Annotated in this window: 24 protein-coding genes and 4 pseudogenes; 1 reads left to right on the plus strand and 27 read right to left on the minus strand. The window is 37.2% G+C overall.

What is annotated here, in order from left to right:
• Positions 1 to 179: 179 nt before the first annotated feature.
• From PWK10_RS12165 to ftcD, 27 genes and pseudogenes are all read right to left on the minus strand, one after another.
• Positions 180 to 554: an SHOCT domain-containing protein gene (locus PWK10_RS12165; RefSeq protein WP_274766217.1), complete on the minus strand. Its 375-nt coding sequence runs from the start codon at positions 552 to 554 to the stop codon at positions 180 to 182.
• An 18-nt stretch (positions 555 to 572) separates the two neighbouring features.
• A complete protein-coding gene (locus PWK10_RS12170; RefSeq protein ID WP_274766218.1) occupies positions 573 to 722 on the minus strand; it encodes a hypothetical protein in 150 nt (49 codons plus the stop codon).
• Between the two features lie 124 nt (positions 723 to 846).
• Positions 847 to 2,552, minus strand: a pseudogene (ade, locus tag PWK10_RS12175) (adenine deaminase).
• Positions 2,553 to 2,556: 4 nt separating this feature from the next.
• Positions 2,557 to 3,510: a xanthine dehydrogenase family protein molybdopterin-binding subunit gene (locus PWK10_RS12180; RefSeq protein WP_274768260.1), complete on the minus strand. Its 954-nt coding sequence runs from the start codon at positions 3,508 to 3,510 to the stop codon at positions 2,557 to 2,559.
• Positions 3,511 to 3,541: 31 nt separating this feature from the next.
• A complete protein-coding gene (locus PWK10_RS12185) occupies positions 3,542 to 4,378 on the minus strand; it encodes a xanthine dehydrogenase family protein molybdopterin-binding subunit (RefSeq protein ID WP_274766219.1) in 837 nt (278 codons plus the stop codon).
• Between the two features lie 47 nt (positions 4,379 to 4,425).
• Positions 4,426 to 4,494 (minus strand): hypothetical protein, encoded by a 69-nt coding sequence (locus PWK10_RS18810; RefSeq protein ID WP_342455788.1) that lies wholly within the window; start codon positions 4,492 to 4,494, stop codon positions 4,426 to 4,428.
• A 44-nt stretch (positions 4,495 to 4,538) separates the two neighbouring features.
• Positions 4,539 to 4,778 carry a hypothetical protein gene (locus PWK10_RS18815; protein WP_342455518.1) on the minus strand — a complete coding sequence of 80 codons (240 nt, stop codon included), beginning with the start codon at positions 4,776 to 4,778 and terminating at the stop codon, positions 4,539 to 4,541.
• Positions 4,771 to 5,250, minus strand: a complete 480-nt coding sequence (locus tag PWK10_RS12195) for a (2Fe-2S)-binding protein (protein WP_274768262.1) — start codon at positions 5,248 to 5,250, stop codon at positions 4,771 to 4,773. The genes PWK10_RS18815 and PWK10_RS12195 overlap by 8 nt, the downstream gene beginning before the upstream one ends.
• An 81-nt stretch (positions 5,251 to 5,331) precedes the next feature.
• Positions 5,332 to 5,532: pseudogene (locus tag PWK10_RS12200) on the minus strand (FAD binding domain-containing protein); the annotation flags it as partial.
• A gap of 127 nt (positions 5,533 to 5,659) precedes the next feature.
• Positions 5,660 to 6,103 (minus strand): FAD binding domain-containing protein, encoded by a 444-nt coding sequence (locus PWK10_RS12205; protein WP_274766220.1) that lies wholly within the window; start codon positions 6,101 to 6,103, stop codon positions 5,660 to 5,662.
• Positions 6,104 to 6,115: 12 nt separating this feature from the next.
• Positions 6,116 to 7,000 (minus strand): amidohydrolase family protein, encoded by an 885-nt coding sequence (locus PWK10_RS12210; protein WP_342455519.1) that lies wholly within the window; start codon positions 6,998 to 7,000, stop codon positions 6,116 to 6,118.
• A gap of 43 nt (positions 7,001 to 7,043) precedes the next feature.
• Entirely contained in the window at positions 7,044 to 7,439 is a 396-nt protein-coding gene (locus tag PWK10_RS18820) for an amidohydrolase family protein (RefSeq protein ID WP_342455520.1), read from the minus strand.
• A 47-nt stretch (positions 7,440 to 7,486) separates the two neighbouring features.
• A pseudogene (locus PWK10_RS12215) lies at positions 7,487 to 8,823 on the minus strand (NCS2 family permease).
• A gap of 9 nt (positions 8,824 to 8,832) precedes the next feature.
• The gene (locus PWK10_RS12220) at positions 8,833 to 9,444 is read right to left on the minus strand and encodes an adenine deaminase C-terminal domain-containing protein (RefSeq protein WP_274766221.1); all 612 of its coding nucleotides are present in this window, start codon (positions 9,442 to 9,444) and stop codon (positions 8,833 to 8,835) included.
• Positions 9,441 to 10,079, minus strand: a complete 639-nt coding sequence (locus PWK10_RS12225) for an amidohydrolase family protein (RefSeq protein WP_274766222.1) — start codon at positions 10,077 to 10,079, stop codon at positions 9,441 to 9,443. The genes PWK10_RS12220 and PWK10_RS12225 overlap by 4 nt, the downstream gene beginning before the upstream one ends.
• A gap of 45 nt (positions 10,080 to 10,124) precedes the next feature.
• Positions 10,125 to 10,637, minus strand: coding sequence for an amidohydrolase family protein (locus PWK10_RS12230; protein WP_274766223.1), 513 nt, complete (start codon positions 10,635 to 10,637; stop codon positions 10,125 to 10,127).
• A gap of 12 nt (positions 10,638 to 10,649) precedes the next feature.
• Positions 10,650 to 10,919, minus strand: a complete 270-nt coding sequence (locus tag PWK10_RS12235) for a EutN/CcmL family microcompartment protein (RefSeq protein ID WP_274766224.1) — start codon at positions 10,917 to 10,919, stop codon at positions 10,650 to 10,652.
• A 414-nt stretch (positions 10,920 to 11,333) separates the two neighbouring features.
• The gene (pduA, locus tag PWK10_RS12240; RefSeq protein ID WP_008908516.1) at positions 11,334 to 11,612 is read right to left on the minus strand and encodes a propanediol utilization microcompartment protein PduA; all 279 of its coding nucleotides are present in this window, start codon (positions 11,610 to 11,612) and stop codon (positions 11,334 to 11,336) included.
• A gap of 12 nt (positions 11,613 to 11,624) precedes the next feature.
• Positions 11,625 to 11,933, minus strand: coding sequence for a BMC domain-containing protein (locus tag PWK10_RS12245; RefSeq protein WP_008908515.1), 309 nt, complete (start codon positions 11,931 to 11,933; stop codon positions 11,625 to 11,627).
• Positions 11,934 to 11,947: 14 nt separating this feature from the next.
• Positions 11,948 to 12,169, minus strand: a complete 222-nt coding sequence (locus PWK10_RS12250; protein WP_274766225.1) for a hypothetical protein — start codon at positions 12,167 to 12,169, stop codon at positions 11,948 to 11,950.
• 11 nt (positions 12,170 to 12,180) lie between these two features.
• Positions 12,181 to 12,443, minus strand: a pseudogene (locus tag PWK10_RS12255) (BMC domain-containing protein).
• Between the two features lie 13 nt (positions 12,444 to 12,456).
• Positions 12,457 to 12,777 (minus strand): hypothetical protein, encoded by a 321-nt coding sequence (locus tag PWK10_RS12260; RefSeq protein WP_342455789.1) that lies wholly within the window; start codon positions 12,775 to 12,777, stop codon positions 12,457 to 12,459.
• Entirely contained in the window at positions 12,720 to 13,760 is a 1,041-nt protein-coding gene (locus PWK10_RS12265) for a UbiD family decarboxylase (RefSeq protein WP_274766226.1), read from the minus strand. Before PWK10_RS12265 ends, PWK10_RS12260 begins: the two co-directional genes overlap by 58 nt.
• Positions 13,753 to 14,316, minus strand: coding sequence for a UbiX family flavin prenyltransferase (locus PWK10_RS12270; RefSeq protein WP_274766227.1), 564 nt, complete (start codon positions 14,314 to 14,316; stop codon positions 13,753 to 13,755). The genes PWK10_RS12265 and PWK10_RS12270 overlap by 8 nt, the downstream gene beginning before the upstream one ends.
• A gap of 52 nt (positions 14,317 to 14,368) precedes the next feature.
• A complete protein-coding gene (locus PWK10_RS12275; protein WP_274766228.1) occupies positions 14,369 to 14,980 on the minus strand; it encodes a cysteine hydrolase family protein in 612 nt (203 codons plus the stop codon).
• An 11-nt stretch (positions 14,981 to 14,991) separates the two neighbouring features.
• Complete coding sequence (gene allB, locus PWK10_RS12280) at positions 14,992 to 16,407, minus strand: allantoinase AllB (RefSeq protein ID WP_274766230.1); 1,416 nt, start codon at positions 16,405 to 16,407, stop codon at positions 14,992 to 14,994.
• A 13-nt stretch (positions 16,408 to 16,420) separates the two neighbouring features.
• On the minus strand, positions 16,421 to 17,326 hold the full coding sequence (gene ftcD / locus PWK10_RS12285; RefSeq protein WP_008908508.1) for a glutamate formimidoyltransferase: 906 nt from the start codon (positions 17,324 to 17,326) through the stop codon (positions 16,421 to 16,423).
• A gap of 170 nt (positions 17,327 to 17,496) precedes the next feature.
• Between ftcD and PWK10_RS12290 the strand changes: the two genes are divergently transcribed.
• Positions 17,497 to 18,198, plus strand: coding sequence for a cyclase family protein (locus PWK10_RS12290; protein ID WP_274766231.1), 702 nt, complete (start codon positions 17,497 to 17,499; stop codon positions 18,196 to 18,198).
• The last annotated feature ends 50 nt before the right edge of the window (positions 18,199 to 18,248 follow it).

The following is an 18,248-nucleotide window of genomic DNA, read 5'->3' on the forward strand; positions in this document are numbered from 1 at the left end:
GCTTGAAAACCGAAGCTGAAGCAAATTTAAGGCTAACATTACATAAAGTAACAAATTTTTACTTATATTTATACAAATAACATCTTGTATTGCTATCTATAATTAGTCTAACACAAGTTTTAACCCCACCTTCTTTTATAAAGGGTGGGGTTTTATTTGGGGATCCAAATGAACTTAATTTAGTTGTCGTTATCGTTTCTTTTATTATCATTATCTATTTTTAAATCATCCTGCGCCATATCACTCTTTACTTTTTGTTCTTTATATATCTTTTTAATTTTCTTTCCTAATATAAGTTCCTTTTTTCTTAAGTATTCATCCTCTGTTATTTCACCTAAAACAAACTTTTTATTCAACATTTCAAGTGCAAAATTATTGTTCATCATATACCTTCTTATTAAAAAGTAAATGATAACAGCAGCAGCTAGAATTAAAGCCAACATCATTAAAAGTCCTATCCAGTGAAATCCAAAGCCTCTTTCCCATAGACCTCCTTCAAAACCTCTTCCGTAAAATCCCGGTACACCTGGAAAACCTTTAAAACCTCTATGCATATCATCACCTCATTTTATTTAATAGTCTTTTTTAGTTATGTAATCCTCTTCGCTTATCTCTCCATTTACAAGCATTAAGTCAAGTTTTTCACTTGCAGAGGAAAAACTTGCAAAATGGCCTTTACATAAATAAACTAAAGCTACAATGATCAAGATGTCTAATAACAACATTTTCAACACTCCCTTCATCTTTCTTGATTGTTATTCTAATGCCTATTTGTGTCAATTCTGTGGCAATAATTATGAATAATTTGAAAATAAAAAAGCACTTAGGCACAGCCTAAATGCTTTTTTATACTTCAAATGTAAAATTAATTACATTAAATAGTCCCATATCGGTTAATTTTAGCTCTGGTATTACAGGCAGAGCTAAAAAGGCAAGGGTCATTACAGGGTCAAAATCCCGAGATACATTAAGCCTTTCATAGGCTATTTTTATAATCTCCGATAATTTTTAGTTTACCGTTTCTATATCCTCATCGCTCATGAGCCCTGCAATTGGAAGGGTAATGTCGATAAAACTTCTCCCTTTGAAACTACCGTTACTCCACCCTTTACCCTTTGAATCTCTAAGGCTGCAGTAACCATATCCCTATCGTTATCGCCAATTATAATCAAATTATGGGAATCGTGGGCTATAGTTGTAGCGATGGCACCACCCTTAAGTCCAAATCCTTCAACAATGCCAAGGCCTACATTACCTGTCCCTTTGTGCCTTTCAATTACAGCAAGTTTTAAAAGGCCTTCATTGTCTTCACATCTAAACTCCTTATCCCTTAAAAGCACCTTCTTTTTCACCTTTTTTGTTACAAGGCTAAAGGGCAAGAGCTTAATTATATTTGCAACATCCTCCTTAAGCTTTAGCCTAAACATATCTTCATTGATATCCTTTATATTTATCCTATTTAAAACGCTGCTGTCTACAACCTTTTTAACATCAAATAACGGTCTTCCATCCTTTGCAACAAGTTTTCCATTTTTAAATACCATTATCGGCTCAAAGGATTCAAGGTCTTTAAATAAAACTATATCAGCATCATACCCTATAGATATAGCTCCTTTTCCCTTAAGGTCATAGCATTCCGCCGCATTTAATGTAGCCATGGCAATTGCAGAAATTGGATCTAAGCCATTTTTAACAGCAACCTTAAGATTATTATTAATATGTCCATCTTTAATTATATCTTCAGGATGCCTATCGTCGGTGCAGAAAAGGCATCTTCTTAAATTGTATGGGTTTACCGCCTTTATAAGTTCAGAAAGGTTTCTTGCTGCAGAACCCTCCCTAATTAAAATATACATTCCAAGCCTTAATCTATCTAAAAGCTCCTTTGTAGTTGAACATTCGTGCTCAGTTTTTACCCCTGCTGCCACATAGGCTGCAAGTTCTTTATCTTCAATGGAAGGTCCGTGTCCGTCTATAATTTTCCCCCTTGCGGCATTTATCTTTTTAAGGACCTTTTCATTACAGCTTATTACCGATGGATAATCCATAAGCTCCCCAAGGCCTAATATCCTATCATTATCTATAAGGGCTTTTATATCCTCATCTGAAAGGACAGCCCCAGAAGTTTCAAATTGAGTTGCTGGAACACATGATGGGAACATTAAAAAGACATCTAAAGGAAGATTCTCACTTGCCTTTAGCATATATTCTATTCCACTTGTCCCACAAACGTTGGCTATCTCGTGGGGGTCTGCAATTATACAGGTAGTTCCTTTAGGAACTACTGCCTTTGCAAATTCACCTGGAGTTACAAGGGACGATTCTATATGAACATGTCCATCAATAAGGCCAGGAGATGCATATAGTCCTTTTCCATCGATTTCCTCTTTTCCTTTATAGCTTCCTATAGCAACTATTTTCCCATCTTCTATTGCGATATCTCCCTCTATAATTTCATGGGAAAATACGTTTACTATTTTTAAGTTCTTTAAAACCAGCTCTGCCCTTTCCTTTCCCTTTGCTATTTCTATCCTTCTTTTTAAATCTAACATCAAATCACCCTTTACTTTGAAGTGCTAATAATACCCTTTCAGGGGTTACGGGGATCTCATAAAATCTTACACCAATAGCGTCATATATTGCATTTAAAATAGCTGGTGCAACAGGAATCATAACAGGTTCTCCAATTCCCTTTGCACCATAGGGTGCAGTATCCTCAGGATATTCTATAAGAACCTTTTCAATTTCAGGAATATCTAAGGATGTTGGAATAATATATTTTTCAAAGCTTCCATTGGTCATTTTGCCATCTTTAAGGCCAATATCCTCCATAAGGGCATATCCAACCCCCATTGCAAAGCCACCATCAATTTGACCTTCTACAAGGGATGGGTTAACCGCTCTGCCTACATCTAAAACATGTTTTGCCCTTAATATCGAAACCTCCCCTGTTTCAGTATCCACCTCAACCTCCACAGCACAGGATGCAAAGGTATACGGCCAATAGGGAGCTCCCTGTCCATTTTCATCCATCTGGGTAGTATGGGCTGTAAAAACTCCTTCTGCCTGAAGATCTTTATTAAGCTCACCAATTTCCATAAAGCTTACCTTTTTTGAAGGATATGATTTAACATAAATTAATCCGTCCTTAATACACAAACCAACTTTAGTATTAACTCCTAATATTTTAGCAGCCTCATCTAATATTTTTTCTTTTAAATTTTCGCAGGCGATCTTTACTGCATTTCCAGTATTATAGGTTTGTCTTGAGGCAGCTGCAGTTCCTGCATCTGGAGTTTTGGATGTGTCTTCATTTATCAATACTATATCTTTATCTAAAAGCCCTAACGTTTCTGCAGCAATCTGGACCATTACAGTTTTGGCACCTTGACCTACCTCCGTTGCACCAACGGATATTTCAACCTTTCCATCCTTTAATAGCCTTGCATAAGCCCTTGATACATCAGGGAATCCATTGCCATAACCTGTTCCATAAAATATGCACGCAATGCCCTTTCCTCTTTTTTCAAAATATCACCACCTAAAAGGACTTTAATTCTTCAATACATCTTTCAAGAGGGACAAATCCCTCAAGAACTTGACCTGTCGCAGTTTCAGAACCTTCTCTAAAGCAATTTTTAAGCCTTATTTCAATGGGTGTTAAGCCTAGTTTCTCCGCTAAAATATCCATCTGCTGTTCATAGGCTATAGGAACCTGTGTTGCCCCAAATCCCCTCATGGCACCTGTAAAGGGATTATTTGTGTAAACTGCAAAGCTGTCTACTTTTACATTTGGAACATAATATGGCCCCGTTGCATGGACCGCTGACTTTCTTAAAACATTCATAGCCCATGAAGCATATGCACCAGAATCCCCTATAATTTTTGCTTCTAAAGCTAAAAGGGTTCCATCCTTAAGAGCCCCGGTTTTATAATACATTTTCATTGCATGCCTTTTTGAGTGGGCCAGGAAGGATTCTTCCCTTGAGTAAGCTGTTTTAACTGGCCTTTTTAAAGTTAAGGCTGCAATAGCAAGATGAATTTGAACAGTTATATCCTCCCTTCCTCCAAAGGCACCGCCAACTGCTGGTGTTAAAACTCTTACCATTTCTTTATTAACTCCTAAGCTTTCTGCAATTTCCTCCTGATCAAAGTGGGGATATTGTGTTGATGCAATAACTACCACCCTGCCATCCTCATCTAAAAATGCAACACCGGCCTCAGGCTGTAAAAAGGCATGGTCCACCATTGGAACTTTGTATACATTTTCAACTATAACGTCGCATTCCTTAAAGGCCTTTTCTACATCGCCACGCCTTATTTTAAAATGATAAAACACATTATCCCTATCATGAACCTTTGGACTATCTTCCTTCATTGCCTCCTCAGAGTCAAAAACAGCGGGAATATCTTCGTATTCAACTTTTATAAAGTTTTTGCATATTCGGCTATTTCCTTTGTTTCTGCAACTATGAAGGCTATTGGATCTCCTATTCTTCTTACCTTTTTACTTGCAAATACTTCATGGTCCTTTAATACTACACCATGATGGTTTTCCCTGGAACATCCTTATACGTAAATACTTTTATAACCCCGTCGATTTTTTCCGCCTCTTTTGTATCCACCTTTATAAAAGCATGGGGTCTTGTGGATCTTATTGTAATCCCAAAGGCCATGTTTTCTAAATAAATATCCTGAGGATATATTGCCCTGCCATCGACTTTATCCTTTGCATCAATCTTATTAATGCTCTTTCCTACTATTTTAAGATCATTCACCATCCCCACCCCTTTTAAGCTTGGCTGCTTTTTTTACTGCACTTACTATCTTATTGTAGCCTGTGCACCTGCAAAGGTTTCCTGAGATAGCTTCCCTTATTTCTTCTTCCGTAGGATTTAAATTTTTATCAAGAAGGCTCTTTGCTGCAAGCACCATTCCTGGGGTGCAAAATCCACATTGAACTGCACCTTCCTCTATAAAGGAATTTTTAATTACATCATCTTCCTCTATCCCTTCGATTGTAATTATCCTGCTTTTGTCTGCTTGGAAGGCAAGAACAAGACATGAATTTACAATCTTCCCATCCATTATAACTGTGCAGGCGCCGCATTCTCCTTCACCGCAGCCTTCCTTAGTTCCTGTTAACTTAAGTTTGTCCCTTAAAAGATCAATAAGCCTTAAATTTTCCTCCACATCAAGGCAGTAATCCCTTCCATTTATGTTAACTTCAATTTTTTCAAAATCATTCACCCCTTTGCAAAGATAAAGGGCATTTAAAAGGGCCTTTTTAAAGACTCCCTTTGCTGCAATGCTCTTAAACCTTGCCGTTTGTCTTCCCTTTAATCTTTCGAATATAACCCTTTCTAAAAGAGTCTCAGCCTCTTCTATTGTATTTTCATTTATGATTCTTCCAGTAAGATACTCTTCAATTTCTAATTCCCTCATTGGGAATTTTCCTATTGCGCCGCTGGCAATTCTAACAATTTCTATTCTATTCATCTCATCGATTTCTAAAAATACAGCAAAACTCAACCTTGAAATTGCAAGGGCTTTTCTAAGGCCTAATTTATAAAAACCAAGTCCTTGATTTTTTAAAGGATTTTTAAATTTAATTTTTGTTAAAATCTCGTCCCCTTCAAGTTCTGTTTTTCCTTTGTCTTTAAAAAATCCTTAAGATAAATTTCTCTTTTTTGCCTTTTCCTTCTATCACAAGAATGCTGTCAAGGGCAAGAAGCGGCGGAACAGTGTCTGCAGCTGGAGAGGCATTGCATATATTTCCACCTACTGTTCCTCTATTTCTAATTTGAGGTGAACCAACGCTTCTTGCAGCATCTTTAAGTCCCTTAAGGTTTTTGTTTAACAGGATACATTCACAAATTTCAGTAAAGGTGGTTGCAGGACCTATTTCAATGTATTCTAAAGTCTCTCTAATTCCTTTTAGCTCATTAAGGGAGCTTATATCTATTAGGGCCTTAGGATTTTCCTCGCCTTTTCTAATTTTGATAATAAGGTCCGTCCCCCCGGCAATTATCTTTGTATCACCCTTGTATTTGCTTTTATACTCCAATACCTCTTCTAGGCTTTTAGGTTTTATAGCTTCCATAATGTTATCCCCCTAAATTAAGCTAACCTGTTTTTTGATTATTCTATTTACATCCTCCTTGAGGGAATTTTCATCTATTGTAAGAAGTTTTCTATCCTTCATTAAAATCTTCCCATCCACAATTGTCGTCTCAACATCCTCTGCCTTTGCTGAATAAACTATTTGTGATATTATATCAACTTCCTCCGTAGGCATGTTGTGAAGCTTATTAAGATTTAAGATAATGATATCAGCAAGTTTGCCCTCTTCAATGCTTCCTAACTTATCCTCCATGCACATAGCCTTTGCACCGTTTATCGTGGCCATCTCTAGCACCTTCATCGCAGGCATAACCGTTGGGCTTAAAAGTCTTGCCTTTTGAATTAGAGCTGCTGTTCTCATCTCTATGAATATGTCAAGGTTATTATTGCAGGGTGCACCATCTGCTCCTATCGATACATTAGCTCCCATATCCAAAAGTTCAGGAATCTTTGCTATACCTGAAGCAAGCTTTAAATTTGAGCTTGGGCAGTGGGCTATCTTAGTCCCTGTATCTGCAAGTATTTTCATCTCCTCATCATCAAGCCATATACAGTGGGCAAGAACAACCTTTTCACCAGTAAGTCCTAACTTATGAAGATAAAGAATATTTCTCATTCCCCTATCCATTTCAACAAATTCAATTTCCCCTCTATTCTCAGATGCATGGGTATGCACTAAGCAATCGTATTCCTTTGCAAGATCCCTAACCTTTAATAAAAGATCTTCTGTGCAGGAAACTGCAAATCTTGGATTAAAGGCATATTGTATCCTTCCAGCCTTTCCGTGCCATTTTTTAAGAAGTCTTAAGCTCTCTTTTATAGAGTCTTCTGCATTTTCCATTAACGTCTTTGGAACTTCACTTCCGTAATCCATCATGCATTTGCCTGCAACAGCTCTAAAGCCTGTTTCATATATTGCCTCAAAGGCACTTGTCAGTATGATGAACTGTTTCCATATCTATGATAGAGGTTGTTCCGCACTTTATAAGTTCCGCAATTCCAAGCTTTGCAGAGATATAATTGGACTCCTCTGTATGTCCACCTTCAAGGGGCCATATTTTTTTCTTCAACCAATCTAGAAGTTCAAGATCATCGGCCTGGCCTCTAAATAGGGTTTGGGTAAGATGAATATGGGTTTGAATAAATCCAGGCAAAACCACCTTACCTTCTGCATCTATAACTTCATCAGCTTCAACGCTTATATTTTCTTTTATTTCCTTAATTTTATTGTCTTCAATTAAAATATCAGCCTTTAATATTTCTCTATCTTTATTCATTGTAACTATTAATCCATTTTTTATTAAAATTCTTTGCATCTTTATCCCCCCATTAGATTAAGGATGAGGCCTAGGCCTCATCCTGATTATAGAATACTCTTTAATATGAATAGGATAGCCAATATATACATCGTAACAGAGATATCCTTTGTCTTTCCCGATATGAGTTTTAATACAACGTATGATACTATACCAAATACTAAACCTTCTGCGATGCTGTAAGTAAACGGCATCATTATTATTGTCAAGAAGGCTGGAATTGCTTCTGTATAATCTTCAAAGTCGATCTTAAATATAGGTGATAACATGAATAAACCGATGATTATTAAAGCTGGCGCTGTAGCTGCAGCTGGAACTATTGTAAGTATTGGTGCAAACAATAGTGAAAGAAGCATTAAAACTGCAACTGTTAATGCTGTAAGACCAGTTCTTCCGCCTTCAGCAACACCTGCTGCACTTTCAACGTAGGTTGTAACTGTGCTTGTTCCAACTATTGCACCAAAGGTTGTTCCTATCGCGTCTGCTAAAAGAGCTTGTCTTGCTCTTGGAAGTTTTCCACTCTCATCCAGCATGTCAGCCTTTGATGCAACTCCAACTAATGTTCCAATTGTATCGAACATGTCAACAAATAGGAATGTAAACATTACAACTAAGAATTCACCAGTAAAGACCTTACTAAAGTCAAACTTAAATAATATTGGTGAAAGTGATGGTGGTGCACTTATTATTGATGCTGGCATTGGAGTAACCTTTAAAGGAATTCCTAAAACTGTTGTAACCAAAATACCGATTAAAAGTGCTCCCTTAACTCCCTTTGCAAGAAGATATCCAGTTATTATTAAACCTATAATAGCTAAGATAACTTCTGGACTCTTTAAGTTTCCTAATGTAACTCCTGTTGCTTCTGAGTTTACAACAAGTCCTGCACTTCTTGCACCTATGAAGGCTATAAAAAGTCCTATACCAACGCTAACCGCATGCTTAATTGATTTAGGTATAGCATTAACTATTGCTTCACGAACACGGGTTACTGAAAGTATTATGAATATAATACCTTCTATGAGGATTGCTGCAAGGGCAACCTCCCATGAATATTTCATCCCAAGAACTACCGTAAATGCAAAAAGGCATTAAGCCCCATTCCTGGTGCAAGAGCAAAAGGATAATTTGCATGGAAGGCCATAACTAAAGTCGCAACTGCAGCTGAAAGAGCTGTTGCTGTAAATAAAGCTCCCTTATCCATTCCTGTATTGCTAAGTATCTGTGGATTAACTATTAAGATGTAAGCCATTGTCATAAATGTAGTAAATCCTGCAATAATTTCTGTTCTAACATCGGTCTTATGTTCCTTTAGCTTAAATATCCTTTCTGCCCAAGCTGAAAATGCCGAATTAGTTTTTACTGTTTCAGGCTTGGTTGACACAAAACCCCCCTATTCAATTATTGGACTTAAAATTTTAAAATTATTTACGTCGATAAGCCCTTTGTCGGTAATCTTCCATTTTGGACTTGTAGTTAAAGCCAAGAATGAAAGATGCATAAATGGTGCATGAACTTTACATCCTAAGACGTTTCTTGTTATGTCTTCTAATTTCTTAATCTTTTCTGCCACCTCATGTCCGTCAAGTTCATCTGTGATTAGTCCACCAACTGGAAGTCTTAGCTCTTCTAAAATTTTTCCTCTGTTTGATATTGCAATACCACCTCCCATTTCAATTACTCTATTTACTGCAATTACTATATCTTTAATATTGCAGCCAACGGCGATAATATTGTGGGCATCATGGGAGACGCTCTCTGCAAAGGCACCCTCTTTAAGTCCAAAGCCTTTAACAAAGGCCTTACCTATCCCATTAGTTCTTCCGTATCTTTCTACGCAGACTATTTCTAATGCATCCTTTTGTATATCCGGTAAAACTATGCCTCCACTTACCCTTAATTCTTCTTCAAAGGTATCCGTTAAATTTTGATCTGGAATAAGACCAATGCATCTTACCTTTTCGTAAGATTTATTGCTCCTTATTGCAATATCTTCTTCGGTCACCTTTGAACATTTAACTGACCTTTTACTTCATCTGGATATGTGTATTTTGGAAGATCAATGATAAGTCTTCCCTTAACAGCAACAAGCTTTCCTTCTATAAATACCGCCTCAACCCTCATGCTTTCTAAATCATCAATAATCGCAATGTCAGCAAGGTATCCTGGTAAAAGCGCACCTCTATCTTTAAAGCCAAAATATTCAGCAGGATTAATAGTTGCCATCTGAATAGCTTTAACAGGTTCAACGCCCTCTTTAATAGTTCTTCTTATGATTTCATTCATATGGCCTAGAGTTTCTAAATCTGCTGCAACCATATCATCAGTTGCAAGGATTAGTCTTCTTGTATCTAAGTTTTCCTCAGTATATGCCCTTATACATTCTGCCATGTTCTTTTGGGTTGAGCCTTCCCTCATAAATACATATACACCCTGTCTTAGCTTTTCAATGCACTCTTCCTTTGTTGTTGTTTCATGGCAGGAACATCTTGTTCCTGTTGCTATTATGTGGGCAGCAAGTTCAGAGCCAAAAGCTCTGGCGCATTTCCATCTACGACCTTGCCTATTGATTTGGCATATGTAGTTGAAGCTAAAGGTCATCAATAATCTCCGGTGTATTTCTATAAACATGTTTTGCATTGCTAAATCCCTGAAGTTCTCCTATTCCAATTATGTTTTTATAGTTTAAAGGTCCTCCATGTCCTTTGATGTTATGTCGTATCCTGCAGTTTCAAGTTTAGGACAATCAGGAGTTAAAGATGGAATAACAAGATGGACATGATTTGGAACGTTAGATATTTCATCTGCCATAGCCTTAATACCTATGGGGCCTAATGCGTTCCCTATTTCATGGGGATCTGCTACTAAGGTTGTTGTTCCAGATGGGATTGAAAGTCTTGAAAATTCCGTTATTGTTAGCATGCTACTCTCAAAGTGCATGTGGGAGTCAATAAATCCCGGCGATATGTATTTCCCCTTAATATCGATTACTAAAGTATTATCTCCTATTAGCTTATCAGCCTCCCCAACCATTAAAATATATTTTCCCTTTATTGCAACATCAGCTTCGTAAATTTCCCCTGAAACTACGTTAATAACTTTTCCTCTATGTAAAACTATATCTGCATGCCCATTCCCCATTAGGATATCAATAAGTTGTCTATATTCTATTGCTCTTTTAACATTTTCAAGTTTCAATATGCCACCTCCTTATCCTATGTCAACCCTATCCACTATTCCTACGATGGCAATATCGATTGGAGCCTCCATCCTTCTTGCTGCAAGTCTTGCTGCTGTTCCTGATGTTGTATAGATTACAATTTCACCTATTCCAGCGCCTACTGTATCTACTGCAATAAATGGATTCCCGAAGGGTTTATAATTATAATCAACCGGCTGCGTTATGAGAAGTTTGCAACCGGTTAATCTTTCGTCTTTTCTTGTTGCTACAACTGTTCCGATGACCTTTCCAAGGTTCATATATTTAACCTCCTTATACTGCTGCAGAAAAGATTTGTAAGGAATATAGTCAAAGTTTAATTTTCTTTGACTATAATGATTCCCTTTTTCCTTGCAGCATCCTTTGCAAGGGAGTGAGAATTGCGTCATGTGGCAAAAAGAGCTTTTCAACATTCATGTTTAAAATATCATTTTCGGTTAAAACAACTCTTTTACCATTATGATGGTTTAACTTTTGTTCTGTTGCGGTTTCTGTTTTTTGTCTTTATCTTGATTTAAAAAGCTTTCTAAAGTAACGTAAGATGTCTTTTTGCTCCCCTCTTTTTTCCCTTTAATCTATCCGTCAGATCTTTTAAGATGGAATCTGCAAAATCCTTTTTATCCATCATATTCACCCTTAAATTTTTTCAAAGTTGAAAAAATTGAGAACCGTCCCTATTGTTCACTCTTTAGGATAACCCTTTCAACTTCTGCGTGTGGTCTTGGTATTACATGAACAGCATGAAGTTCTCCAACTTGTCTTGCAGCCTCAGCACCAGCATCAACTGCAGCCTTAACGGCACCAACGTCGCCTCTTACCATTACAGTAACAAGACCAAATCCTATCTTTTCATATCCTACTAAAGTAACATTTGCAGCCTTTACCATAGCATCTGCAGCCTCGATTGCTGCTGTTAATCCCTTAGTTTCAACTAAACCTAAAGCTTGACCCATAAAACTTACCTCCTATTCAATATTTTTTATGTTTTTCTTTAGCTCATTTAATATCTTATCAAGTTCCTCATGAGGTCTTGGAATGACCTTATAATATGCAACTTTTCCAACTCTATTTGCTGCCTCTACCGCAGCATCTACAGCAGCCTGAACTGCTGCAACTTCCCCTTCAAAATGAATTGAAACTCCAACGGCTTTGTTTACACCAATGACTCTATCCATTCCCACAAGATTAACATCTGCAGCCTTTGCTGCTGCATCCATTGCAGCAACAGCTGCACTAAATCCTACAGTTTCCACAATTCCTAGTGCCCTTCTCAATGCTACACCCCTCATCACTTTAGTAGCTTCTCAAGGTCATCGATTGTTATATAGCCTTGGGATACTACCTTTACTTCCCTTGATGCATTAGTGCTGAATCCATTTTTATATAAAATCTCCTTTAATATTCTTTCTTCCTTCTCTCCTAAATTTCCTGCCCTTTTTTCTGAAATTTCCAAATTTTTATCTGCCAATGTTTTTTCAATAAAGTTGTTAAAGGCAACCCTATTTAACATTTAATCACCCCTTAAAACATCCTATCAACTTCATCATGGGGTCTTGGAATTACATTGAAGGAAATAACTTCAGAGATCTCTTCTGCAACTTTTTGCCGTTTTCAACAGCCGCTTTAACAGCTGCAACTTCTCCACTTACCGTTATTGAAACCAAGCCTGAACCTACTACTTGATAGTTCATTATTTTGACATTTGCAGTTTTAACCATCGTATCGGCAGCTTGAATAGCAGCAACAAGACCTCTGGTTTCAACAATACCTATAGCTTCCCTCATCCTATCACCTCAATTAAACTTTAGGAATTTTACATCTTTCAAACCTTTCATTGTTAAGGGGCTTTGTGGCATCAAGTCCTAATTTATCTGTGACTCCCCTTAATGTATGGGATGGATCTAATGTCGTTCCACAGGCATCTTGAATTACAACAAGATCCTTTGAAGCCTGAAATCTTGTTGCTATTGCAAGCTCAACATCCTCCATGTCGAATATATCTATATCATCATCAACAATAACAACATGCTTTAAATCCTTTATGCTGCTTAAGGCTCCAATTATAGCAGTTTTTCCATCGCCCTCTTGTTTTTCTTTATGGAGGCTACTGCATGAAATCTATAACCTCCTGCTAATGTGACATGAACATCCTTAACATCTACAAGCCTTTTTAAGGAATAATAAAGCTCAACTTCCCTTAAAAGACCATTTGCAAGATGTTCCTCTCTACATGGAAAGGCTGTCTGATAAATTGGATTATTCCTGTGCATTATAGCCTTAATCTCTATTATTGGATGCATTCCCTGCTGTCCATAATATCCCATAAGCTCCCCAAAGGGGCCTTCCTTTTCCCTCCTATTTGGAACCATAATTCCTTCTAGAACTATTTCAGCATGGGCTGGAACTTCTAAATCCACAGTTTTACACTTTACAACTTCTAGCGCTTCTCCCCTTATTGCACTATCGATCTCGTATTTATCTACCCCATAAAGTTCGCTACTAACCTGTGATGCAAGTAAAAACGGAACATCATATCCTAAAACAATAGCAACCTCTAATGGCTTATTCTGTTTTTCCATTTCTAAAAACTGATTTGTAAGATAAGGGGATGCTATAAGGGCACTTATTTTATTTTTGTCTATCACTTGGAACCTTCTAATTGATGTATATCTTTTTCCAGTCTTTATGTCCTTTACAACTAACATGCCAGCCGTTATGTATGTAGAAGAATCCTTTTCATGAAAATATGGATTAGGAAGTGTTCTCACATCCACATTCCCTGTAATTATGTTTTCCATAACAGGCCCATAATTTAAAAGCTTTACAGGTTTTGGGTTTGCAATTGCCTCCATAAGTTTAAAAATTCTTTCTTCATGTCTTATTCCTGTAAGCTTATATAAAACTTCTCTATCGGTATAAAGGGCTCCGCATACAGGCATCCTATAACCCTTTACCTTGTTAAATATAATAGGCCTTCTGTTTTTATATTTTTTAAGTATACTTCCAAGCTCAAACCTAGGATCCACTTCATTATTAACTTCCATCAAAAGTCCCATTTGTTTTATTTTATTAAGTTCATATCTTAACATCTGCCTATCCATTTTGTTCACCCCATCTTGTAAAGAGGCTATGCTCTATATCTAATTGATCGAGTATCCTTCCAACCATAAAGGCAACAAGGTCGCTAATGGATTTTGGATTATTATAAAAGGCTGGAGAGGCAGGCATTATTTTAACTCCTATTCTTGAGAGCTTTAGCATGTTCTCAAGATGAATAGGGCTCAAGGGTGTTTCCCTTGGAACAAGGATTAATTTTCTTCCTTCTTTTATACAAACATCAGCAGCCCTTGTTAAAAGACTTTCTGAATATCCATTAGCAACCGCCGATAAAGTCTTCATAGAACATGGCACAATAACCATGCCATCAGTTTTAAAGGAACCGCTAGCAATTGCTGCCCCTAAATCTTTGTTGTCATATGAGTAGCTTGCAAGCTTTCTTACATCTTCTAATTTATATCCGCACTCGTGCTCTAAAACATATTCCCCCATCGTGGAAACCACAAGGTGGGTTTCGATGTTTAGCTCCTTTAAAACCTTTAAAAGACCTACCCCATATATTGCACAGCTTCCACCTGAAATACCAACTATAAGCCTCATAAGCACCACTCTTTACTTAAATATTGGACAAAGGGGCAGATTACCTGCCCCATTATTCAACTTTATTTTCCCTATCTCCAGCACCTGTCCATGGATCTATGCCCTTTTCCCATGCATCTATATATTCATCGATTGTCATTATTTTTGAAAAGAGGCTAAGATCCCTAAGTCCTGATTCATGCATTTCTTGAGTTTTTGATTGGGTTCCATCTGATAAAACAATAACCTTGTATGCACGATGGATAGCATCTGATGCTGTGCTTCTTACACACACATTTGTCCAAACTCCTGTTAAAACAACAGTGTCAATGTCTTCTTCCCTTAAGTATAAATCAAGATCTGTGTAGGCAAAGCCTGAATGTCTTCTCTTTTGAACTATATATTCATCTCCCTCTGGCTTTAACTCTTCGATAAAATCTGAACCCCAAGTTCCCTTAACAGCATGAACTGGTCTTACCCTAAAGTCTGCATCGTTCTTTCTGTGGGCTTCTTGGATATGAACAAGTTGAACTTCGTCCTTTCCGTTTGCCCTTCTTTCTCTAACCCACTTAAAGAGCTTTTGAAGATTAGGCACTATAAGGTCTGCACCTGGGCATCTTAAAGTTGCCTTTTCACCAACAAAGTCATTTAACATATCTATAACCAAAATCGCGTGTCTTGGCATATTAATCCTCCTTAGAATTTGATTACCCTATCAAGCTTTTGAATACTTTGTCTCTTTATCCATTGACCATATCCTGGCTTTCCAACTATACCCTTTTCATCATCATAAACTAATGTTCCACGAACTATTGTCTTTACAACTTTACCCTTTAGCTTCATTCCATCGAATGGAGTGTATTTATTGAGGCATTGCATCTTTTCCTTTTCAATTACCCATTCTTTGTTAAGGTCAATAATTGTAAAGTCAGCATCTGATCCTATCATTAAAGCACCCTTCTTTGGATAGAGTCCATAGTGCTTTGCTGCATTAGTTGATAATATTTCAACTAATCTTGAAAGGGATATTCTTCCCTTGTTATATCCTTCGCTAACTATAATTGGAACCATAGTCTCTGTTCCTGGAATTCCAGGGAAGGCAGTCCAAATTGTCATGCCTGGAGCATCCTTTTCAGTTGGAATTTCGTATGGTGCGTGGTCTGTTGCGATAAAGTCAACGCTACCATCTTGAAGACCTTGCCATAATTCTTCGTTGTCCTTCTTTGTTCTTATTGGAGGTGCTATTTTTACAAACTGCTTAAACTTAGTCATGTGTTCTTGATAGTTTAATGTAAGGTAGTGTGGGCAAGTTTCTGATGTAACATCAATACCCCTCATCTTTGCTTCCTTAACAAGTTTTGCTCCTATTCCTGTTGACATATGAACTACATGGAATCTTGCTCCTGTTTCCTCTGCATAGCTTATGCATAGCTGAATTGCAACCTTTTCAGCAAGTTCCATTCTTGCCTCTGCCCAAGCTGGTGCATCCATCCTTCCTTCTTCCTGGAACTTTTTAACCATGTAATCGCAGATTGCAAAGTTTTCAGCATGAACTCCAACTGGAAGACCTGTTTTTGCTACTTCATAGAATATTTCAAGCATTTCTGGGTCAGTAACCCTTGGATACGACGGAACTGATGGAGTCATGTAAACTTTAAATGCCACAACTCCTTCCGCTGCCTGTTCTTCTATTACTTTTAGATTCTTATTCCTTACATCTTCCCCAGTAACTCCACCCCACATAGCATAGTCGACTATTGCCTTGTCCTTTATAGCATTAATCTTGTTATGAAGTTCTGCAACCCCTCTTACTGATGGAACTGAACAGCATGGCATATCGATTATAGTTGTAACTCCGCCAACTGCCGCACCGCTTGTTCCTGTTAAGAAGTTTTCTCTGTGGGTAAATCCTGGGTCCATGTAGTGGGTATGGGAGTCGATACATCCTGGTAATGTTAAATGTCCTTCTGCATCGATTATGTTGTCAGCTTCAATCCCCGCAATATTGTCAACAAAGCCTGCAATTTTCTCATCCTTAACAAGTATGTTTGTCATAACTGTTTCGTCACCATAAGGTATTCTTGCATTTTTAACAATTAGATCATACCTCATAATTTATCCTCCTTTAATCCATTAAATGATATTCAATAATTTGTTCCTTTCTAAAGTTTTCAAGGCCTAAGAAATATTCAAGGGAATTTAAAAGATAATCAAGCTTAACTGGTCCTACTATTTCTGAACCGGTAACCTGCACTCCATATCTTGCAGCCTCTGACTTTATAAAGTTATATGCCCTATAAAGTGGAGTTAAACCGCAGTCAAACATATTCATTGAAACAACAACACCGCTTCTTTCTGGGAATTTGATTCCGACTGCCCTAACAGTTGAGAACCCACCGCTTGGTCCTCTTACTGCCTTTGCTATTTTCTTTGCGATATCTAAATCTTCAGTTGCAAGGAATACGTTATATGCAGTTAATCCTTCATAGTCGGCACTTACTATTGTTGCACCAGCTGTAGGATGAAGGGCTGCAGGCCCAATATCTGGGCGTCTTTCCTCTGTATGGGCAACCTTCTTTAATCCTTCATATTGTCCTTCCCTTATATTTGATATTGATTTTCTAAATTCATTTCTTGCATTTTTTCCTGAGAAGTAAACAGGAACTTTATATCTTTCATAGATTTCCTTTCCTATTTCTTCTGCAAGTTGAATAACTTCTTCAATAGTTATATTTCTAAATGGGAAAAGAGGAATTGTATCCTGAGCGCCTATCCTTGGGTGTGTTCCCTGCTGCTCTTCCATATTAATAAGCTCATAAGCCTTTCCTGCCATATTAAGTAGTGCTTCCTTTAAAGGCTCTGGCTCCCCTATTACAGTAACAACAGTTCTGTTAAAGTCATATTCAGGTTCGTAGCTTATAAGCTTTACACCCTCAACATTTCTTACTTGATCAACGATTGCTTCAATAACTTCCTTTCTTCTTCCTTCACTAAAGTTTGGAACGGCTAATACATATTTCTTTTCAGCCAATTCGATCCCCCTTCAAAATACATGTTTATTAAAGTTTTCAACAAATATTATCAAAAACCTTTATATAGTTTTTATAATATCCTTATCGATTTTTACAAATTTCTTCTTGTATTTTTGTGTAATATTTATAATTGAAAGGAGTATAATTAAAATTAAATTCATTTTTGGGGGTGTTTTTATTGCCGTTTAAAGTAATAGATTTATCTCAGGAGATATATCAAGGCATGTCAGTATTCCCAATGCATCAAAAGACATTTATAATGGTTAATATGACGCACGAAGAGAATATGAAACAGACAGGAAGCAAAACATTAGGTTTTTCAGCAAGAAATTTACTTATAAGCGAGCATGGCGGAACCCACTGCGACGCCGTTTGGGAATATAAACCTACAGGAGCAACGATTGAAAAGATGCCACTTGAATATTTCTTTGGTAGTGCCGTTTGTATAGACGTATCCTTTGTTCCTGCATCAAGATACATAGAAGTTAAAGACCTTCAAATGGCAATAAAAAATTCAGGACAGGAAATCAAACGTGGAGATATAGTTCTTTTATATACAGGACATTATGATAGGAACTTTGGAACAGAAAAGTGGCAGACTGAATATACAGGCCTTAGCTACGATGCTGCAAAATACCTTGCTGAACTTGGAGTTGTAAACATAGGAGTTGATTCCCCATCAATAGATCACCCTGATGATTTGGATTTTTCAGGCCACCTTGTATGCGGAGAATATAATATAACCAATACAGAAAACCTTTGTAATCTTGATAAAGTTGTTAACAAAAGATTTTTATACTTTGGTCTTCCCCTTAAAATAAGGGACGGTTCTGGATCACCAATAAGGGCAATAGCACTTCTAGAAGAATAGGAAACCCATTAGGGTTTCTTTTTGTTGATTTATGTAGCAATAAGTAGAAG

This window comes from Caloramator sp. Dgby_cultured_2 (assembly GCF_028872215.1).
Taxonomy (GTDB): domain Bacteria; phylum Bacillota; class Clostridia; order Clostridiales; family Caloramatoraceae; genus Caloramator; species Caloramator australicus.